The sequence below is a fragment of the Pseudomonas sp. NFXW11 genome (assembly GCF_049887815.1).
Lineage (GTDB): Bacteria > Pseudomonadota > Gammaproteobacteria > Pseudomonadales > Pseudomonadaceae > Aquipseudomonas.
The window spans coordinates 125,664-138,959 of sequence record NZ_JAGEKI010000007.1; the positions used below are offsets into that span (position 1 = coordinate 125,664).

Annotated in this window: 16 protein-coding genes; 7 read left to right on the plus strand and 9 right to left on the minus strand. The window is 62.1% G+C overall.

Annotated elements, in window-relative coordinates:
- Nucleotides 1–35 precede the first annotated feature (35 nt).
- The 3 genes from J4P02_RS13035 to J4P02_RS13045 all read right to left on the minus strand — a co-directional run bounded on the left by J4P02_RS13035 (nt 36) and on the right by J4P02_RS13045 (nt 3,007).
- Nucleotides 36–938, minus strand: a complete 903-nt coding sequence (locus J4P02_RS13035; RefSeq protein ID WP_426190797.1) for a hypothetical protein — start codon at nt 936–938, stop codon at nt 36–38.
- Nucleotides 935–2,713: a hypothetical protein gene (locus J4P02_RS13040; protein ID WP_426190799.1), complete on the minus strand. Its 1,779-nt coding sequence runs from the start codon at nt 2,711–2,713 to the stop codon at nt 935–937. The genes J4P02_RS13035 and J4P02_RS13040 overlap by 4 nt, the downstream gene beginning before the upstream one ends.
- A 126-nt stretch (nt 2,714–2,839) precedes the next feature.
- Nucleotides 2,840–3,007, minus strand: coding sequence for a hypothetical protein (locus tag J4P02_RS13045; RefSeq protein ID WP_426190801.1), 168 nt, complete (start codon nt 3,005–3,007; stop codon nt 2,840–2,842).
- Between the two features lie 393 nt (nt 3,008–3,400).
- On the opposite strand from J4P02_RS13045, the gene J4P02_RS13050 reads away from it, so the two are divergent.
- The gene (locus tag J4P02_RS13050) at nt 3,401–3,967 is read left to right on the plus strand and encodes a peroxiredoxin (RefSeq protein ID WP_426190803.1); all 567 of its coding nucleotides are present in this window, start codon (nt 3,401–3,403) and stop codon (nt 3,965–3,967) included.
- An 89-nt stretch (nt 3,968–4,056) separates the two neighbouring features.
- Nucleotides 4,057–4,911 carry a LysR substrate-binding domain-containing protein gene (locus J4P02_RS13055; RefSeq protein WP_426190805.1) on the plus strand — a complete coding sequence of 285 codons (855 nt, stop codon included), beginning with the start codon at nt 4,057–4,059 and terminating at the stop codon, nt 4,909–4,911.
- Here the strand turns inward: J4P02_RS13055 and J4P02_RS13060 are convergent.
- Complete coding sequence (locus J4P02_RS13060; RefSeq protein ID WP_426190807.1) at nt 4,901–5,650, minus strand: sulfite exporter TauE/SafE family protein; 750 nt, start codon at nt 5,648–5,650, stop codon at nt 4,901–4,903. The genes J4P02_RS13055 and J4P02_RS13060 overlap by 11 nt on opposite strands.
- Nucleotides 5,651–5,757: 107 nt before the next feature.
- Here J4P02_RS13060 and J4P02_RS13065 point away from each other — a divergent pair, with 107 nt between their 5' ends.
- From J4P02_RS13065 to J4P02_RS13075, 3 genes are all read left to right on the plus strand, one after another.
- The gene (locus tag J4P02_RS13065; RefSeq protein WP_426190809.1) at nt 5,758–6,708 is read left to right on the plus strand and encodes a LysR substrate-binding domain-containing protein; all 951 of its coding nucleotides are present in this window, start codon (nt 5,758–5,760) and stop codon (nt 6,706–6,708) included.
- Between the two features lie 75 nt (nt 6,709–6,783).
- Nucleotides 6,784–7,245, plus strand: a complete 462-nt coding sequence (locus tag J4P02_RS13070; protein WP_426190811.1) for a MarR family winged helix-turn-helix transcriptional regulator — start codon at nt 6,784–6,786, stop codon at nt 7,243–7,245.
- A 190-nt stretch (nt 7,246–7,435) separates the two neighbouring features.
- The gene (locus J4P02_RS13075; RefSeq protein WP_426190813.1) at nt 7,436–7,855 is read left to right on the plus strand and encodes an organic hydroperoxide resistance protein; all 420 of its coding nucleotides are present in this window, start codon (nt 7,436–7,438) and stop codon (nt 7,853–7,855) included.
- Nucleotides 7,856–7,926: 71 nt separating this feature from the next.
- Here J4P02_RS13075 and J4P02_RS13080 read toward each other — a convergent pair whose 3' ends face one another.
- Both J4P02_RS13080 and earP read right to left on the minus strand, forming a co-directional pair.
- Complete coding sequence (locus tag J4P02_RS13080; protein ID WP_426190815.1) at nt 7,927–8,499, minus strand: elongation factor P; 573 nt, start codon at nt 8,497–8,499, stop codon at nt 7,927–7,929.
- 48 nt (nt 8,500–8,547) lie between these two features.
- Complete coding sequence (gene earP, locus J4P02_RS13085; protein WP_426190817.1) at nt 8,548–9,681, minus strand: elongation factor P maturation arginine rhamnosyltransferase EarP; 1,134 nt, start codon at nt 9,679–9,681, stop codon at nt 8,548–8,550.
- Between the two features lie 124 nt (nt 9,682–9,805).
- Between earP and J4P02_RS13090 the strand changes: the two genes are divergently transcribed.
- Together J4P02_RS13090 and J4P02_RS13095 are read left to right on the plus strand one after the other, a co-directional pair.
- The gene (locus tag J4P02_RS13090) at nt 9,806–10,201 is read left to right on the plus strand and encodes a hypothetical protein (RefSeq protein ID WP_426190819.1); all 396 of its coding nucleotides are present in this window, start codon (nt 9,806–9,808) and stop codon (nt 10,199–10,201) included.
- 2 nt (nt 10,202–10,203) lie between these two features.
- Nucleotides 10,204–10,686 carry a GreA/GreB family elongation factor gene (locus tag J4P02_RS13095; protein WP_426190821.1) on the plus strand — a complete coding sequence of 161 codons (483 nt, stop codon included), beginning with the start codon at nt 10,204–10,206 and terminating at the stop codon, nt 10,684–10,686.
- A gap of 12 nt (nt 10,687–10,698) precedes the next feature.
- Here the strand turns inward: J4P02_RS13095 and cysB are convergent, their stop codons facing one another.
- The 3 genes from cysB to J4P02_RS13110 all read right to left on the minus strand — a co-directional run bounded on the left by cysB (nt 10,699) and on the right by J4P02_RS13110 (nt 13,286).
- Nucleotides 10,699–11,673, minus strand: a complete 975-nt coding sequence (cysB, locus tag J4P02_RS13100) for an HTH-type transcriptional regulator CysB (RefSeq protein ID WP_426190823.1) — start codon at nt 11,671–11,673, stop codon at nt 10,699–10,701.
- Between the two features lie 111 nt (nt 11,674–11,784).
- Complete coding sequence (locus tag J4P02_RS13105) at nt 11,785–12,285, minus strand: universal stress protein (RefSeq protein ID WP_426190825.1); 501 nt, start codon at nt 12,283–12,285, stop codon at nt 11,785–11,787.
- Between the two features lie 95 nt (nt 12,286–12,380).
- Nucleotides 12,381–13,286 carry a 5'-nucleotidase gene (locus tag J4P02_RS13110; protein ID WP_426190827.1) on the minus strand — a complete coding sequence of 302 codons (906 nt, stop codon included), beginning with the start codon at nt 13,284–13,286 and terminating at the stop codon, nt 12,381–12,383.
- Nucleotides 13,287–13,296 lie beyond the last annotated feature (10 nt).

A 13,296-nucleotide genomic window follows, 5' to 3' on the forward strand; every position in this document is an offset into this window, starting at 1 on the left:
CAGCGGCGGCTGTCGAGCAAGGCAGCGGTAACGCCTTAGACTCGATAGTCCCCCGGCCAGCCGCCGCGGGGATCGCGCCCAAAGCCATCGAGGCTGGCCGCGGCGGCGCTGGCGCATTGCAGCAGGCTGTAGCCGCCCAGATCGTCGGGCAAGGGCGAACTCGAGGGCGGCGCCAGGACGATGGACGGGTGCAGTTGCACCAGCACATCTTCCACCGTGCTGCGCGCCGCGGGCCGCACGCCATTGATGGCCAGCACCGTCGCTTCAGGGCTCAGCGCTTCGGCGAGGATGGTGTAGCCGTGGTTGCTGCAACTGACAGACAGCAGACTCTGCTTGCGCTGCTCCTCGATCAGCCGTGCCTGATCTTCCTGGACCGCCAGCACCACCCCGCAACAGCCGGTTGCGGCAATGATCCGCGCCCCCGGGTAACGCTTTCTGAGGGCCGCGTAGGTGGACTGCTTGCCGGTGAGTACGATCAGGCCATTACGCGAGTAGAACTGCATCACCAGGCTGGCCGAAGGTTGTGGGCTGACCTGCAGCCATGGCTGCAGGCCAAGGACAGTCGCCAACTCGGCAATCACTGCCAGCGCGTCCTCATAGCGGTCCTCGCGCACCGACACCGTGGTCGGTATGCCCATCAGGGCAAAGGGCACGGCGCGCCGGATGGCGTGCAGGCAAAAGCCGTAGTAGGGCAACAGGCACAGCACCTCCTCGCCATAACCCTGGACCACGCCCTGCTCGCCGAGGCTCTCCTGGGTGCGGATCAAGCCCCAGCGAAACAGCGACAACAGCTCGCTGTGCAGCACATCGCGCCATTGTTCCAACGGCATCCGCGGTTCTGGCAGTTGCCTGGCCAGCGCCTCGAAGTCGTCCTGTTCGAACAGCAATTCTTGCAGGCGCGCCAGGGGCTCTAGCGTCTCGAAGTAGGGTCGGCTCATTTTGCGCTCCAGGCCTGGCGCTGCAGCACCGAGTCGCGACCGGTGCAATAGTGGGCGCGAATGCCGTCCAGGAAACTCCAGGCCAAGGAGGGCAGGATCGCCGCGCGGGCCACGGAGTCGCGGCCGACTTCGCCCCGGGCCAGCAGGTACTGGATATTGCGCGAAGGTCGTTGGTCGTGGCCCAACTCGTCGTCCAGCTCGTCATGGGCGGCCATGGCCCCCAGCAATGCCGCGCAGCGCGGGTTGTTGGCGGAAACCCGCGAGTAGAACCTCAGGTGACGATCATCGCCGCGGCATTCGCTCAGGCTCTTTTGCAGGAAGGTGGAGCCGATCAGGTAGCCCTTCCAATCGTGCCGCGCCAGGTCGCTGAGGTAACCGACAAAGGCGGCGGTAGTCGGCAACGGGCGCATCGCCTCAGGGCGCTTGACCCCCAGCTCCCGTAGCCGTGGCTTGAGAATGTCGCAGTGGGTCAGTTCGTCCTGTAGATGCTGCAGCAGGTTCTCGCGGATCCGCGCGTCCAGGCAGGCGGCAATCGCCGGGCTCACATGGCGGGTGGCCGAGGCCAGGTAATGGAAATTCTCCAGCATGTAGCCAATCACCAGCTCATCGGTGCAGCCATCGATCATCTGCTGCCACAGCCCATGCCCGTCCACCGACACCAGCCAGTCGGTGGTCATTTGCTCGATGTCCGCCACCCTGTCGGCGCAACTGTGCTGGGCACCGCAGAGCTGTTGGTGGATCTGCCCGACCAGGGTGGCGAAAGGCGCACCGCCGGTGGCCAGTTTGGGCACCCGCTGACCGAGGGCGTAGCAGGTGGCAACGACTATGTCCGAGGGGTTGTCGTCGCCGTTGCGTTCGCCATTGACCAGGCTCATCACGCTCGATGGCCAGACCGGCAGCCCCTGGAAAATGCCTACCTCCAGCGGCGAGTCGAAATCGCGCAATAGCGGGTCCAGGCCTTCTTCGCTGACCACCTGCGCCGCGGTGACAATGGCACTGGCGCAGCCCTGCTCGAGCGCCGACAGCCAGCGGTAGATCATCTCGCTGAGGCTGCAGACGGCATTCAGCAGGTTGGCCACCACGGGGCCGGGGTGACAGTCCTGGGTACGCACGGCGCGTTTCCAGTTGTTGGAGTGGCCGTATTGCAGGTCGGTGGAAAAGTGCCCCAGGACCTTCTCCGTCGCCGTCCGGCTCAGCAGGCCGTGGCGCACCAGCAAGTCATGCCAGCCCAGCACCGCGTCCTTCTCCACCGAGGAGTGCTCCATGAAACCGGAACAGGCGGCCGAAACCAGCTCGCCCATGGCGGCGATATGCCGCGACAGGTGAATCCACTCCAGCGTCGCCGGCAAGGGCCTGGCCAGGCGCACCATATCGCTGGAACAGCCGATCAGGTCCAGGGCCTGGTTGAAGAACTGCGCATGGTCCCACTCTTCCAGGGCATGCCTGGAGAGCATCAGCGTGAGCGGTGACAAGCCCAGGCCGGGGCTGACCGAGGGGCACATCCTGGACGCCGCGGCAGCCAGGTAATGCCGGGTTTCGAGGATATAGGCATGTAACGCCGCCTGGTCGCCCTCTCTGATCTTTCTCCAGATCGGATGGCCATAGACGAACTCTTCGGCAGCGGTATATTGCTCGCCCAGCAGCAATACAACTTCTTCCGCGCTGAACTGATTGCCCAGTGTCGACAAGTTCAGGCTCTGGGCAATGCGTTCGACAATAAAGGCATTATCGCTGAGTGTTGAAGTCGGGGCCTCCAGATTGCCCAACAACAGCACCGAGTGCTCGCCAATAGTGCTGCGAGCTAAAAATGGAGGGCTACGCAATGGTTCAGATATATCGGTATGAGTCGTGCGAGTGGTGATTTCCATGTCTGATCCTGCCCTCCAAAGCGTTAGCGTCCTTTATTCGACTATGGCTGCTCTAAGTTGCTTGGCGGCTTTTTCCGTGCGTTCCACCAGGCCCACCAGGGCCTTGAGGTCTTCCGGTGCCAGCTTGCCGGCCTTGAGCTTGGCCTTGAGCTGTGCAAGTTCACCATTAGTTGGTTCGCTATGTTCCGCTTTTGCGCTCATGAAGGGACCCTCCAAAGTTGGTCACAACCCCAGTACAGCCTATCTGTACATGGCAAACGCAACACTAGTAGCGGTTATTGCATTAGGCAAACTTGCGCCCCCATAAAACGCACCATTAATCGACACAGTTGATATTCACGATCTTTTATCGCCTCGCGCAATTAACAAAATAGCCTCTATAGCCAATAACCAGAATTTTATCCAAGCTTATAGCCAAGGCCGATAGAAACTATCGCCAATCCCTAATAAGCAAACAACAGAAGCAACATGCCCGGGACAATTGCCCATTGTTCCGTGACAAATAGGCGCCATTATTCAATGTGCCACTTGAACTTGATAAGCGCGGGCGACACTCTGCTCTGCAATGTCCTGCCACGAAACGGAGAAACCACCATGAGAGACATGCTGAGCGTGGACTGGTCGAGCATTCCAGCCCCCGAGGACGACGGCGCCGCCCGCCACTTGAACAACCTGCGCCTGCCCGCTCTAGCGCTGCCCTCGACTTCGGGCGCAGCGGTGGACTTGTCTGCCTTGCCGGGCCGCTCGGTGGTCTATATCTACCCGCGTACCGGGCGTCCGGACCTGCCGCTGCTTGAAGGCTGGGACATGACCCCCGGCGCTCGTGGCTGCACCCCGCAGTCCTGCGGCTTTCGCGACCATGCCCAGGAGCTGCGGGAAGCCGGAGTGCAGCAACTGTTCGGTCTTTCAACCCAGGACAGTGCCTATCAGCGCGAAGCCGTCGAGCGCCTGCACTTGCCGTTCGCCCTCTTGTCCGATGCCCAGGGCCAATTGACCCGGGCCCTGAACCTGCCGATGTTCGAACTCAATGGCGCACGCTTTCTCAAGCGCCTGACCCTGATCATCCGGGGCGGGCAGATCGAGCAGGTGTTCTACCCGGTATTCCCACCCGACCGCAATGCGCTGCAGGTGCTGGCCTGGCTGGCGTCGCACAAGGCTTGAGGAAGCGACGAGGATGGCGCCAGTGGCGGCGCAGGCATAAGATCAATCTGCAAAATGCTTCCAACACCACACATCTCAGGATTTGATCAATGTCCCAGTTCCCCAGCATCGATACCGAAGTGCTGCGCACCTTTGTCGCGATCGCCGACGAAGGCGGCTTTACCCGGGCCGGGGAGCGGGTCAATCGCACCCAGTCGGCAGTGAGCATGCAGATGAAGCGCCTGGAAGAGGACGTGCTGCAGCGTCAGCTGTTCCAGCGCGATGGTCGCCAGGTTCGGCTCACAGCCGAGGGGCAGGTGCTGCTGGGTTATGCCCGGCGCATCCTGAAACTGCACAGCGAAGTGTTCAATACCCTGCGAGAGCCGCATATGGTGGGCCTGGTGCGCATCGGCACGCCGGACGACTACGTGATGCGCTTTTTGCCGGGCATCCTGTCGCGTTTTGCCCAGAGCTACCCGCTGATCCAGATCGAGGTGCATTGCGAATCGAGCAAGCAGCTGTTGCAGCGCCAGGACCTGGACCTGTCCATCGTCACCCGCAAACCGGGCGATGAGCTGGGGCAGTTGCTGCGCAAGGAGCGCTTCGTCTGGGCCGCGGCGCAGTGCTACACCCCCCATGAGCAAAGCCCCCTGCCCCTGGCGATGTTCAACAGCGACTGCTTCTGCCGGCTGTGGGCGTGCAATGCCCTGGACGCCGCCGGCCTCGACTACCGGATCGCCTACAACAGTTCCAGCCTGTCGGCGATCATGGCGGTGGTCAGCGCCGGGCTGGCGATCACCGCGCAACTGGAAAGCCTGATCACCCCAGACCTGCGCATCCTCGGCGCGGCTGAAGGCCTGCCGCTGCTGCCCGAAGCCAGCATCATGCTGGTGCGCAACCTCAATCAGCCATCACCCATCACCGAGTGCCTGGCGGAGCATATTGTCGAAGGCTTCAAGCTTTAAGGCCCAGCAGCAGCGCACAGACCACCAGGAAGGCGCAGAACAGTGCCCGCAGCAGTCGCTCCGGCAAGGCGTGGGCGACTTTCACCCCCCAACTGATGCTCAGCAGCCCTCCCGCCGCCAGGGGCAGGCCGACCTGCCAGTTCACTTGGTGATGAATGCCGTAGGTCACCAGGGTCACCCCGGTGCTGGGCAGGGCCAAGGCCAGGGACAAGCCCTGGGCCACCACTTGGGTGGTGCCGAAGACACTGGTCAGCACCGGCGTGGCCACCACCGCACTGCCAACCCCAAACAGGCCGCCCAAGGCCCCGGAAGCCGCGCCCAAGGCACCCAGCCAGGGCCAGGAGTAGCGCATGCGCGAGTCCGCCGGCGCGCTGGCGGTGAAGATGCGCAGCAGGTTGTAGGCGGACAGCGCCAACAAGAAGACCACGAAGATATGGCGCATTTTCTGCGGATCGATACCCACCGCCCAGATCGAACCGAGCCAGGCGAAGCTGAACCCCATTAGCGCCAGGGGCATGGCGTGACGCGCCTCGATCCGGTTGTGCTGGTGATACCGCCACAGCGCCAGCATCACGTTGGGCACCACCATCACCAGCGCCGTGCCCTGGGCCAACTGCTGGTCCAGGCCGAACAGCACACCGAGCACCGGAATGGCGATCAGGCCACCGCCGATACCGAACAGCCCGCCGACCGTGCCCAAGGCCACACCCAACAACAGATACATCGCCAACTCGATCACAACCGCCCTCCTCACCTGAGGCCTTGCATGCTACTCAGTCATTTCTGGCACGGAAACGCACAGCAACGCACAATGGCTTTGCCGATTTCGCATAAGCGAGCTGTTCAATGAATCCCAATACCCTGACCGAACAACTGGGGCTGTTCCTCGATGTGCTGGAGGCCGGCAGTTTCTCCGCCGCCGCCCGCCGCCATCCACTGACGCCCTCGGCAGTGGCGCGGCGTATCGACAGCCTGGAGCAGGCCGTGGGCACCGCCCTGTTCATGCGCACCACCCACGCCGTGGTGGCGACCGCCGCAGGCCTGGCCTTTGCCGAACGGGCCCGACGCATAGTCGCCGAGCTGCAACTGGCCCGGGCCGAGGCGGTGTCCTTGAGCCATGCCCCGGAAGGGCTGATCCGTATCGATGCCCCGGCCGCCTTCGGTCGTCGCCACTTGGCGCCGGCGATTGCCGACTTTCTGGTGCTGTATCCGGGCCTGGATGTGCAGTTGCACCTGATCGACAGCTTCGTCGACATGCAGGGCTCGCACCTGGGCAAGGTCGACCTGGTGCTGCGGGCCGGGCAACGCGTGGACACACGAATGGTGGCCACCTCCCTGGCGAGTATCGTGCGCATTGCCTGCGCCAGCCCGGCCTACCTGAAGAGCCGCGGCACCCCGAGCCATCCGGCGCAGCTCAGCCAGCACGACGGCCTGGACTGGGATGGCCTGGCGCCGCTGTTCGCCTGGCGCTTCGAGCTTGACGGCCAGGTGCAGAGCCATCGCCCGCAACGTATCCGCCTCAGCGCCAACAACGCTGAGGCCCTGCTTTCCGGCGCCCTGGCCGGGCTGGGAATCGCCCACCTGCCCACCTGGCTGATCAGTGAGTACCTGTTGCGCGGGGAACTGGTGCCGTTGTTCTGCGACAAGGGCTTGCCCAAGGCGGAAACCGCCGGCATCTATGCCTTGCGCATGGAGCAGCATCCCAATGCCCGCAGCCGCTTGCTGCTGGAGTACCTGAAGAGCCGCTTCAGCCCGATTCCGCCCTGGGACCTGGCACTGCAGAGCGCCATGGGTTGAATGCCGGGTAGAATTGCCTGGCGCGTTAAACATTCGCCCGCTAGATTCAGCGCCATCCATCATCAAGGCCCCGCCATGACCACCGAACGCTCCACCCAGGACGCCTGCGCTCAACTGCTGCTGGACAACCAGCTGTGTTTCGCCCTGCATTCCACCTCGTTGCTGATGACCAAGGTCTATAAACCCCTGCTCCAGCAGTTGGGACTGACCTACCCGCAGTACCTGGCGATGCTGGTGCTCTGGGAGAGCGATGGCCTGACGGTGGGCGAGATCAGCCAGCGCCTGCTGACCGACCCCGGCTCGCTCACACCCCTGCTCAAGCGCCTGGAGGCCGAGGGTCTGTTGAGCCGCACCCGCAGCCGTGAAGACGAACGGGTGGTGCTGGTCGAGCTGACCGAGCGCGGCCGCGCCCTGCGGGACCAGGCCCAGGACATCCCCCAATGCATTCTTGGCGCCAGCGGCCGGACCGTGGAGCAAATGCGTCAACTGCAGGCGGATTTGCAACGGCTACGGGGGCATCTGCAGGACAGCCTCTGACGCCTGGCTGGTCGCAGCTCGAAAAATTTAATCTTTTAAAATCAAAAGCTTGGGCTCTATTCAGAGTCTTTCTGAGGAAAGTTGCAGAAATTTATCTTGCGCACTAAATATTAGCGCGATACATTTATTTCGCACTTAGTTAGCGCGCGAACAATTAGCGCGGAAAATCACTCAGTACGAGGCCTCCACCATGCAAACTCTCTACACTGCCGTTGCAACCTCCACTGGCGGCCGTGATGGTCGCGCGGTTTCCAGCGACAACATCCTCGACGTCAAACTGGCCACGCCCAAGGAACTGGGGGGTGCAGGTGGGCCTGCGACCAACCCGGAGCAGCTGTTCGCCGCCGGCTATTCGGCCTGCTTTATCGGCGCCCTGAAGTTTGTGGCCAGCCAGAGCAAGCGCAAGATTCCAGACAACGCCTCGATCACCGCCCATGTCGGCATCGGCCAGATTCCCGGCGGCTTCGGCCTGGATATCGACCTGCATATCAGCCTGCCGGGCCTGGCCCAGGAAGAAGCGCAAAGCCTGGTGGAGGCGGCGCATCAGGTGTGCCCCTACTCCAACGCCACGCGCGGCAATGTCGACGTGCGCCTGCATGTAAGCGTCTGAAGCGGTAAACGCCAGGCACAAAAAAGCCCGACTCTAGGTCGGGCTTTTTCATCTACAGGTTCGAACCAGGCTTAAACCTTGGCGCGACCCTTGTAGGAACCGCCTTCGCGGGTATCGATCTCGATCCAGTCACCGATCTCGATGAAGTCGGCAACGCTCAGCTCGGTGCCGTTCTTCAGTTTGGCAGGCTTCATCACCTTGCCCGAAGTGTCGCCGCGAGCGGAGCCTTCGGTGTAGTCGACCTGACGCACGATGGTGGTCGGCAGGTCAACGGAAACCAGACGGTCTTCGAAGAACACGGCTTCGCAGACGTCGGTCATGCCTTCTTCGATGAACGGCAGAACGGCCTCGATGTCTTCGGCGTTCAGCTCGTACATGGTGTAGTCGGTGGTGTCCATGAAGGTGTAGGTGTCACCGCTGATGAACGACAGGCTCGCTTCTTTGCGATCCAGGATCACGTCGTCCAGTTTGTCGTCCGCACCGTACACGGTTTCGGTCTTGTAACCGGTCAGCAGGTTCTTCAGCTTGGTCTTCATGATCGCGCTGTTACGACCCGACTTGGTGAATTCAGCTTTCTGAACCAGCCAAGGATCGTTGTCGATACGGATCACGGTACCGGGTTTGAGTTCTTTACCAGTTTTCATTGCGAATATCCGAATTTGGATGGGATTTACAAAAATCTAGGCCGCGTATCATATCCAATTTAGGTAAAACTGCACCAGCGCCGCAGCAAGATCGGCCTGTGAACCCTGTTCCAGACACCATTGCTCGGCGTGCGCGGCAACTTCCGGCCAGTGTTGCAGCAGGTTTTTCCAGGCCTGGGCCATCTCGGCCTCGGTATTCCAGGCCTGCCACAACGCCAGTACCGCCGCCCCGGCGTCCGGGGAAAGTGCCCGGGTGTAGAGGGCGAGAAAGGCTTCGAGCTTGTCCAGGTGGATGTCTTCGTCCTGACGGTAGATATGCCAGAGCATCGGCCGTGCGGCCCATTGCGCGCGGACGAAGGAGTCCTCCCCGCGTACCGCGTTGAAGGCGCAGCACCAGAGCAGGCGGTCGTAGTCTTGCTGGCGCACGAAGGGCAGCACCTGGACGGTCAGCGACTGACGAACCTGCACGCTGCCCACCGGTAAAGAGTCGACCCCCAGCCAACGCTGCACATCGCCAAGGATGCGCCCTTCGGGTACCAGCAGATGGCTCGGCTGGAGATCTTCCGCCAGGGCCTGCAGCCAACTGCCCAGGCCGGCATTTTCATAGGCGAACAGCGATATCAGCCGGGTATCGGCAGCCGGGACTACCCCCAGGCCCTGGAGAAAATCCAGTTGGGCCTGGCGGTCGGCCTGGAACTGCCGGCGCTGTTCGAGCAACCCGGCCTCGCGCAGCAAGCCTCCGGTGCCGGCCTGGAATCCGGGAAAGAAGAAGTACTTCTGCACCCCCCGGAACTTTACCGACGGCAGGCCATGGCAACCGCTGACCCAATCCTCGGCGCTGAGGTAATCCAGGTTCAGCCACAGCGGCGTCGACTCGCGCTCGGCCATGGCTTCCATATAGGCATGGGGCAGTTGGCAGGCGAAGGCGGCAATCACCACATCCGCCGCGGCCTCTTCCGGCCATTGCTTCGGCCAGTGGCACACCTGCACCCCGTCCTGCTGCTGGCAGGCGCGCTGGGGGTCGATTTGCGGACAGATCTTTTCAAAGGCGCGCAGGTCATCGACCCACAGGCGCACATGGCATTGATGCTCGGTCACCAGTTGCCGGGCCAGGCGCCAGGTCACGCCGATGTCACCGTAGTTGTCGACCACGCTGCAAAAAATATCCCAGGAGGCTTTCATTCCAGTCCCCGATTGGCAAAGGCACCGATTGTCCGCATAAATGCGCCTGCGCAGAAGAGCCGACCTCGATTAATCTTCGTGCGACAATCAGCCCTCGCCCACTATCTCCCGCCAGGAGGCAACCATGTCCTACCGCCCACCCGCCCGTCGCGCCTTGCGCGTTAGCTTCAATGCCCTGGCACTCAGCGGCAGCATTGCCTTGGGCCTGTGGCTGGGTTTCCTGGCGATAGCCCTGACCTGTTGGCTGGCTTCGCACTTTCTCTTCAGCCAGCAACTGGCGCCGGTGGCGCAAGCCGTGCAACAACTGGCGAAACCGCCGGTGGCCGAGCCAGCCCCGGTGAACCGGCTGTTCGAGCAGTACCAGGAGAACCTGCGCAAGAACGAGGAGTTGCAGTCGCTGGATAACGCACGCAACAACCTGCGCAACCTGTCCAACCCCAAGTGCCAGTTCTGGCTGCAACAGGACCAGACCGCGCCAAGCGAAAAGAGCCGGGCCAATGTCCTGCAATTCTGTAATTGATCATGAATAAACAATCTGTCTGCCAACTGATTCTGCAGCAACTGCACGAAGACCTGCAGGTCTCTGTGCGGGCGGCGCAAACCGCCCATGAAACCGCGACCCACGAAGAGAATATCGCCGAGAACAAGTACGACACCCTGGGCCTGGAGGCGGCCTACCTGGCGGCGGGCCAGGCGCGACGGGTCGAGGAAATCCGCCAGGCGCTGAGCCTCTGGCAGAACCTCAGCCTGCGACCTTATGACCCACAGGCAGGCATCCAGGTCGGCGCACTGCTAGGGCTGGAGGATGAGCACGGCCGCGAACAATGGCTGTTCCTCGGCCCTGACGGGGCCGGCCTGAAAGTGCAGGTGGTGGGCCAATTGGTAACCGTCATCACCCCGCGCTCACCACTGGGCAAGGCACTGCTGGGCAAATTCGAGGACGATGAACTGGAGATAGTGGTGGCGGGCACTCGGCAACAGTTCACTGTCACCGAGGTCCGCTAGGCAGGCAGTGGATCAGTGGACGGGCAGTTCGACGCCGTCGAACAACTCTTCCAGTTCCTGCTTGTTATGGCAGGCGATGGCCTTGGCCATGACTTCGCGAGTCAGGTGCGGGGCGAACTTCTCGATGAAGTCGCACATGAAGCCGCGCAGGAAAGTGCCGCGACGGAAACCGATCTTGGTGATGCTCGACTCGAACAGTTCGCTGGCATCCAGCACCACCAGGTCGCTATCGAGCTTGGTGTCGACCGCCATCTTGGCCACGATGCCCACGCCCAGGCCCAGGCGCACATAGGTCTTGATCACGTCGGCGTCGGCGGCGGTGAACACCACTTTCGGCGTCAGGCCGCGATGGCTGAAGGCTTCGTCGAGCTTGGAGCGCCCGGTGAAACCGAACACGTAGGTCACGATGGGGTATTCGGCCAGGGTTTCCAGGGTCAGCTTCGGCAGCTTGGTCAGCGGGTGCCCCTGGGGCACCACCACGCAACGGTTCCAGCGATAGCACGGCATCATCACCAGGTCACCGAACAGCTCCAGGGCTTCGGTGGCGATGGCGAAATCCACGGTGCCATCGGCGGCCATCTCGGCAATCTGCATCGGCGAGCCCTGGTGCATGTGCAGGGCCACATCCGGGTATTGCTTGATGAAGCTGCTGATCACCGGCGGCAGGGCATAACGGGCCTGGGTGTGAGTGGTGGCGATGGACAGGGTGCCCTTCTTCTCGTTGGAGAATTCCTGGGCGATCTGCTTGATGCTCTCGACCTTGCGCAGGATCTCGCCGGCGGTGTTGATGATTCGTTCACCGGCCGGGGTCACGCGCGTCAGATGCTTGCCGCTGCGGGCGAAAACCTCGACCCCCAGCTCGTCCTCGAGCAGACGGATCTGCTTACTGATACCCGGTTGCGAGGTGTAGAGACTTTGCGCGGTAGCGGAAACGTTGAGGTCGTGGTGCGCCACTTCCCAGATGTAGCGCAATTGTTGAAGCTTCATATGAATCCCTCAAAGCAGGTAGACGCCACGGGTAACAGCGACGGTATATAACTATATTAATGGTCAGGAGAATAAATCTAGAACTTTTGTTCAGAATTTTCCATCCCGCCCTCAGACATCACCCTGGCGTCGCCGCTGCATCAGCGGTACCAGATAGACCGGTACCTTGGACAGCTGCAGAACCCGTGTCGCGGTGCGCCCCAAAGGGGTTTGCGTACCGGCCCCGTGGCTATGACTTCCTACGATCAGTAAATCCACCGAGAGTTTCGCCGCCTGCTCCAGAATCACCTGGGATGGATCGCCCTGCAGCACCCGCACCGACTGGATCAGGCTCAGGTCCTGCATGCCCTCCCCCAACTCCTCGCGAAAGCTGTCCAGCACCCGCTGCTCGATATTGGCCATGACCGTGCTCAGGCCCTGGCGGTGAAACTCGTTCAGCGACTGCTCATCCAGATAGCTCTGCAACACCGACTCGGCGAACAGTCCCATGGGCTCCACGGCATGAACTACATGTAAGTCGGCATTGAACGTTCGAGCCAGCTCCAGGGCGTGTTGCATCACGAAGGGCGCATACACACCGAGGTCGGTGGCATACAGCATCGAACGAATCATACGACCTCCTCAACTGCCAAGATGGCGGAGATTGATTCAGCTTAGCAGCGCCTGGAACTGTGGGAAGGCCGGCGCAAAACCACGGTTTTGCAGGCTCAGTTGCTGACTTCGTTACTGATGCCATGGGGCACATGACCGGTGGCGACCACTTCGCGAGCCAGCTCGCAGTGACCGGCCTGGTCATCGAAAAACACGTCGGCGGCAAAGGCTTCGAGAAAGGCGGCTTTTTCCAGCCCGCCGAGAAACAGCGATTCGTCCAGGCGGATGTCCCATTCACGCAAGGTGCGGATCACCCGCTCATGAGCCGGCGCCGAACGCGCGGTAACCAGTGCGGTGCGGATCGGGCAACTGTCGTTGGCGAACTCGCCCTGCAGCAGATTGAGCGCCGCCAGGAAGCCCTTGAACGGCCCGCCCGGCAGAGGCTCGCGGGCCGATTGCCGTTCACGGGCCTGAAACGCCTCCAGGCCACCGGATTGATAGACCCGCTCCGACTCATCGGAAAACAGCACGGCATCACCGTCGAAGGCGATGCGCAGCTCGGCACTTTGCGCACGCCTGGCGCCACCGGAGAGGATGGTGGCCGCGGCAAACCCGGCCTCCAGGGCACTGCGCACATCCTCGGCATGGGTCGAGAGAAACAGATCGCAGCCAAAGGCCGCAAGGTAAGGATAAGGGCTGCGGCCGCCGACGAACGCGGCGCGGGAAATGGCCAGCCCGTGATGCTGGATCGAGTTGAAGACTCGCAAGCCGGTGTCGGCGCTGTTGCGCGAAACCAGCACCACCTCGACCCGCGCATGCCCGAGGCTGGCATTCAGGCTCAGGAGTTTTTTCACCAGGGGGAAGGCATCGCCCGGCTCGAGCACCTCCTCTTCATGCTCGATCTGGTATTGCCTATAGGCCTCGACGCCCTGGTCCAGGTAGACCCTGTGGCTGTCGCTCAGATCGAACAACGCCCGTGACGAGATCGCCACCACCAGCTTGCCATCCAGACCCTTCGCCATATTCCCTCCC

Bases quoted from the DNA above. Each gene is read 5' to 3' on its own strand.
- J4P02_RS13035 (WP_426190797.1), bottom strand. From the start codon at position 938: ATGAGCCGACCCTACTTCGAGACGCTAGAGCCCCTGGCGCGCCTGCAA.
- J4P02_RS13045 (WP_426190801.1), bottom strand. From the start codon at position 3,007: ATGAGCGCAAAAGCGGAACATAGCGAACCAACTAATGGTGAACTTGCA.
- J4P02_RS13050 (WP_426190803.1), top strand. From the start codon at position 3,401: ATGAGAGACATGCTGAGCGTGGACTGGTCGAGCATTCCAGCCCCCGAG.
- J4P02_RS13055 (WP_426190805.1), top strand. From the start codon at position 4,057: ATGTCCCAGTTCCCCAGCATCGATACCGAAGTGCTGCGCACCTTTGTC.
- J4P02_RS13065 (WP_426190809.1), top strand. From the start codon at position 5,758: ATGAATCCCAATACCCTGACCGAACAACTGGGGCTGTTCCTCGATGTG.
- J4P02_RS13070 (WP_426190811.1), top strand. From the start codon at position 6,784: ATGACCACCGAACGCTCCACCCAGGACGCCTGCGCTCAACTGCTGCTG.
- J4P02_RS13075 (WP_426190813.1), top strand. From the start codon at position 7,436: ATGCAAACTCTCTACACTGCCGTTGCAACCTCCACTGGCGGCCGTGAT.
- J4P02_RS13080 (WP_426190815.1), bottom strand. From the start codon at position 8,499: ATGAAAACTGGTAAAGAACTCAAACCCGGTACCGTGATCCGTATCGAC.
- earP (WP_426190817.1), bottom strand. From the start codon at position 9,681: ATGAAAGCCTCCTGGGATATTTTTTGCAGCGTGGTCGACAACTACGGT.
- J4P02_RS13090 (WP_426190819.1), top strand. From the start codon at position 9,806: ATGTCCTACCGCCCACCCGCCCGTCGCGCCTTGCGCGTTAGCTTCAAT.
- J4P02_RS13095 (WP_426190821.1), top strand. From the start codon at position 10,204: ATGAATAAACAATCTGTCTGCCAACTGATTCTGCAGCAACTGCACGAA.
- cysB (WP_426190823.1), bottom strand. From the start codon at position 11,673: ATGAAGCTTCAACAATTGCGCTACATCTGGGAAGTGGCGCACCACGAC.
- J4P02_RS13105 (WP_426190825.1), bottom strand. From the start codon at position 12,285: ATGATTCGTTCGATGCTGTATGCCACCGACCTCGGTGTGTATGCGCCC.
- J4P02_RS13110 (WP_426190827.1), bottom strand. From the start codon at position 13,286: ATGGCGAAGGGTCTGGATGGCAAGCTGGTGGTGGCGATCTCGTCACGG.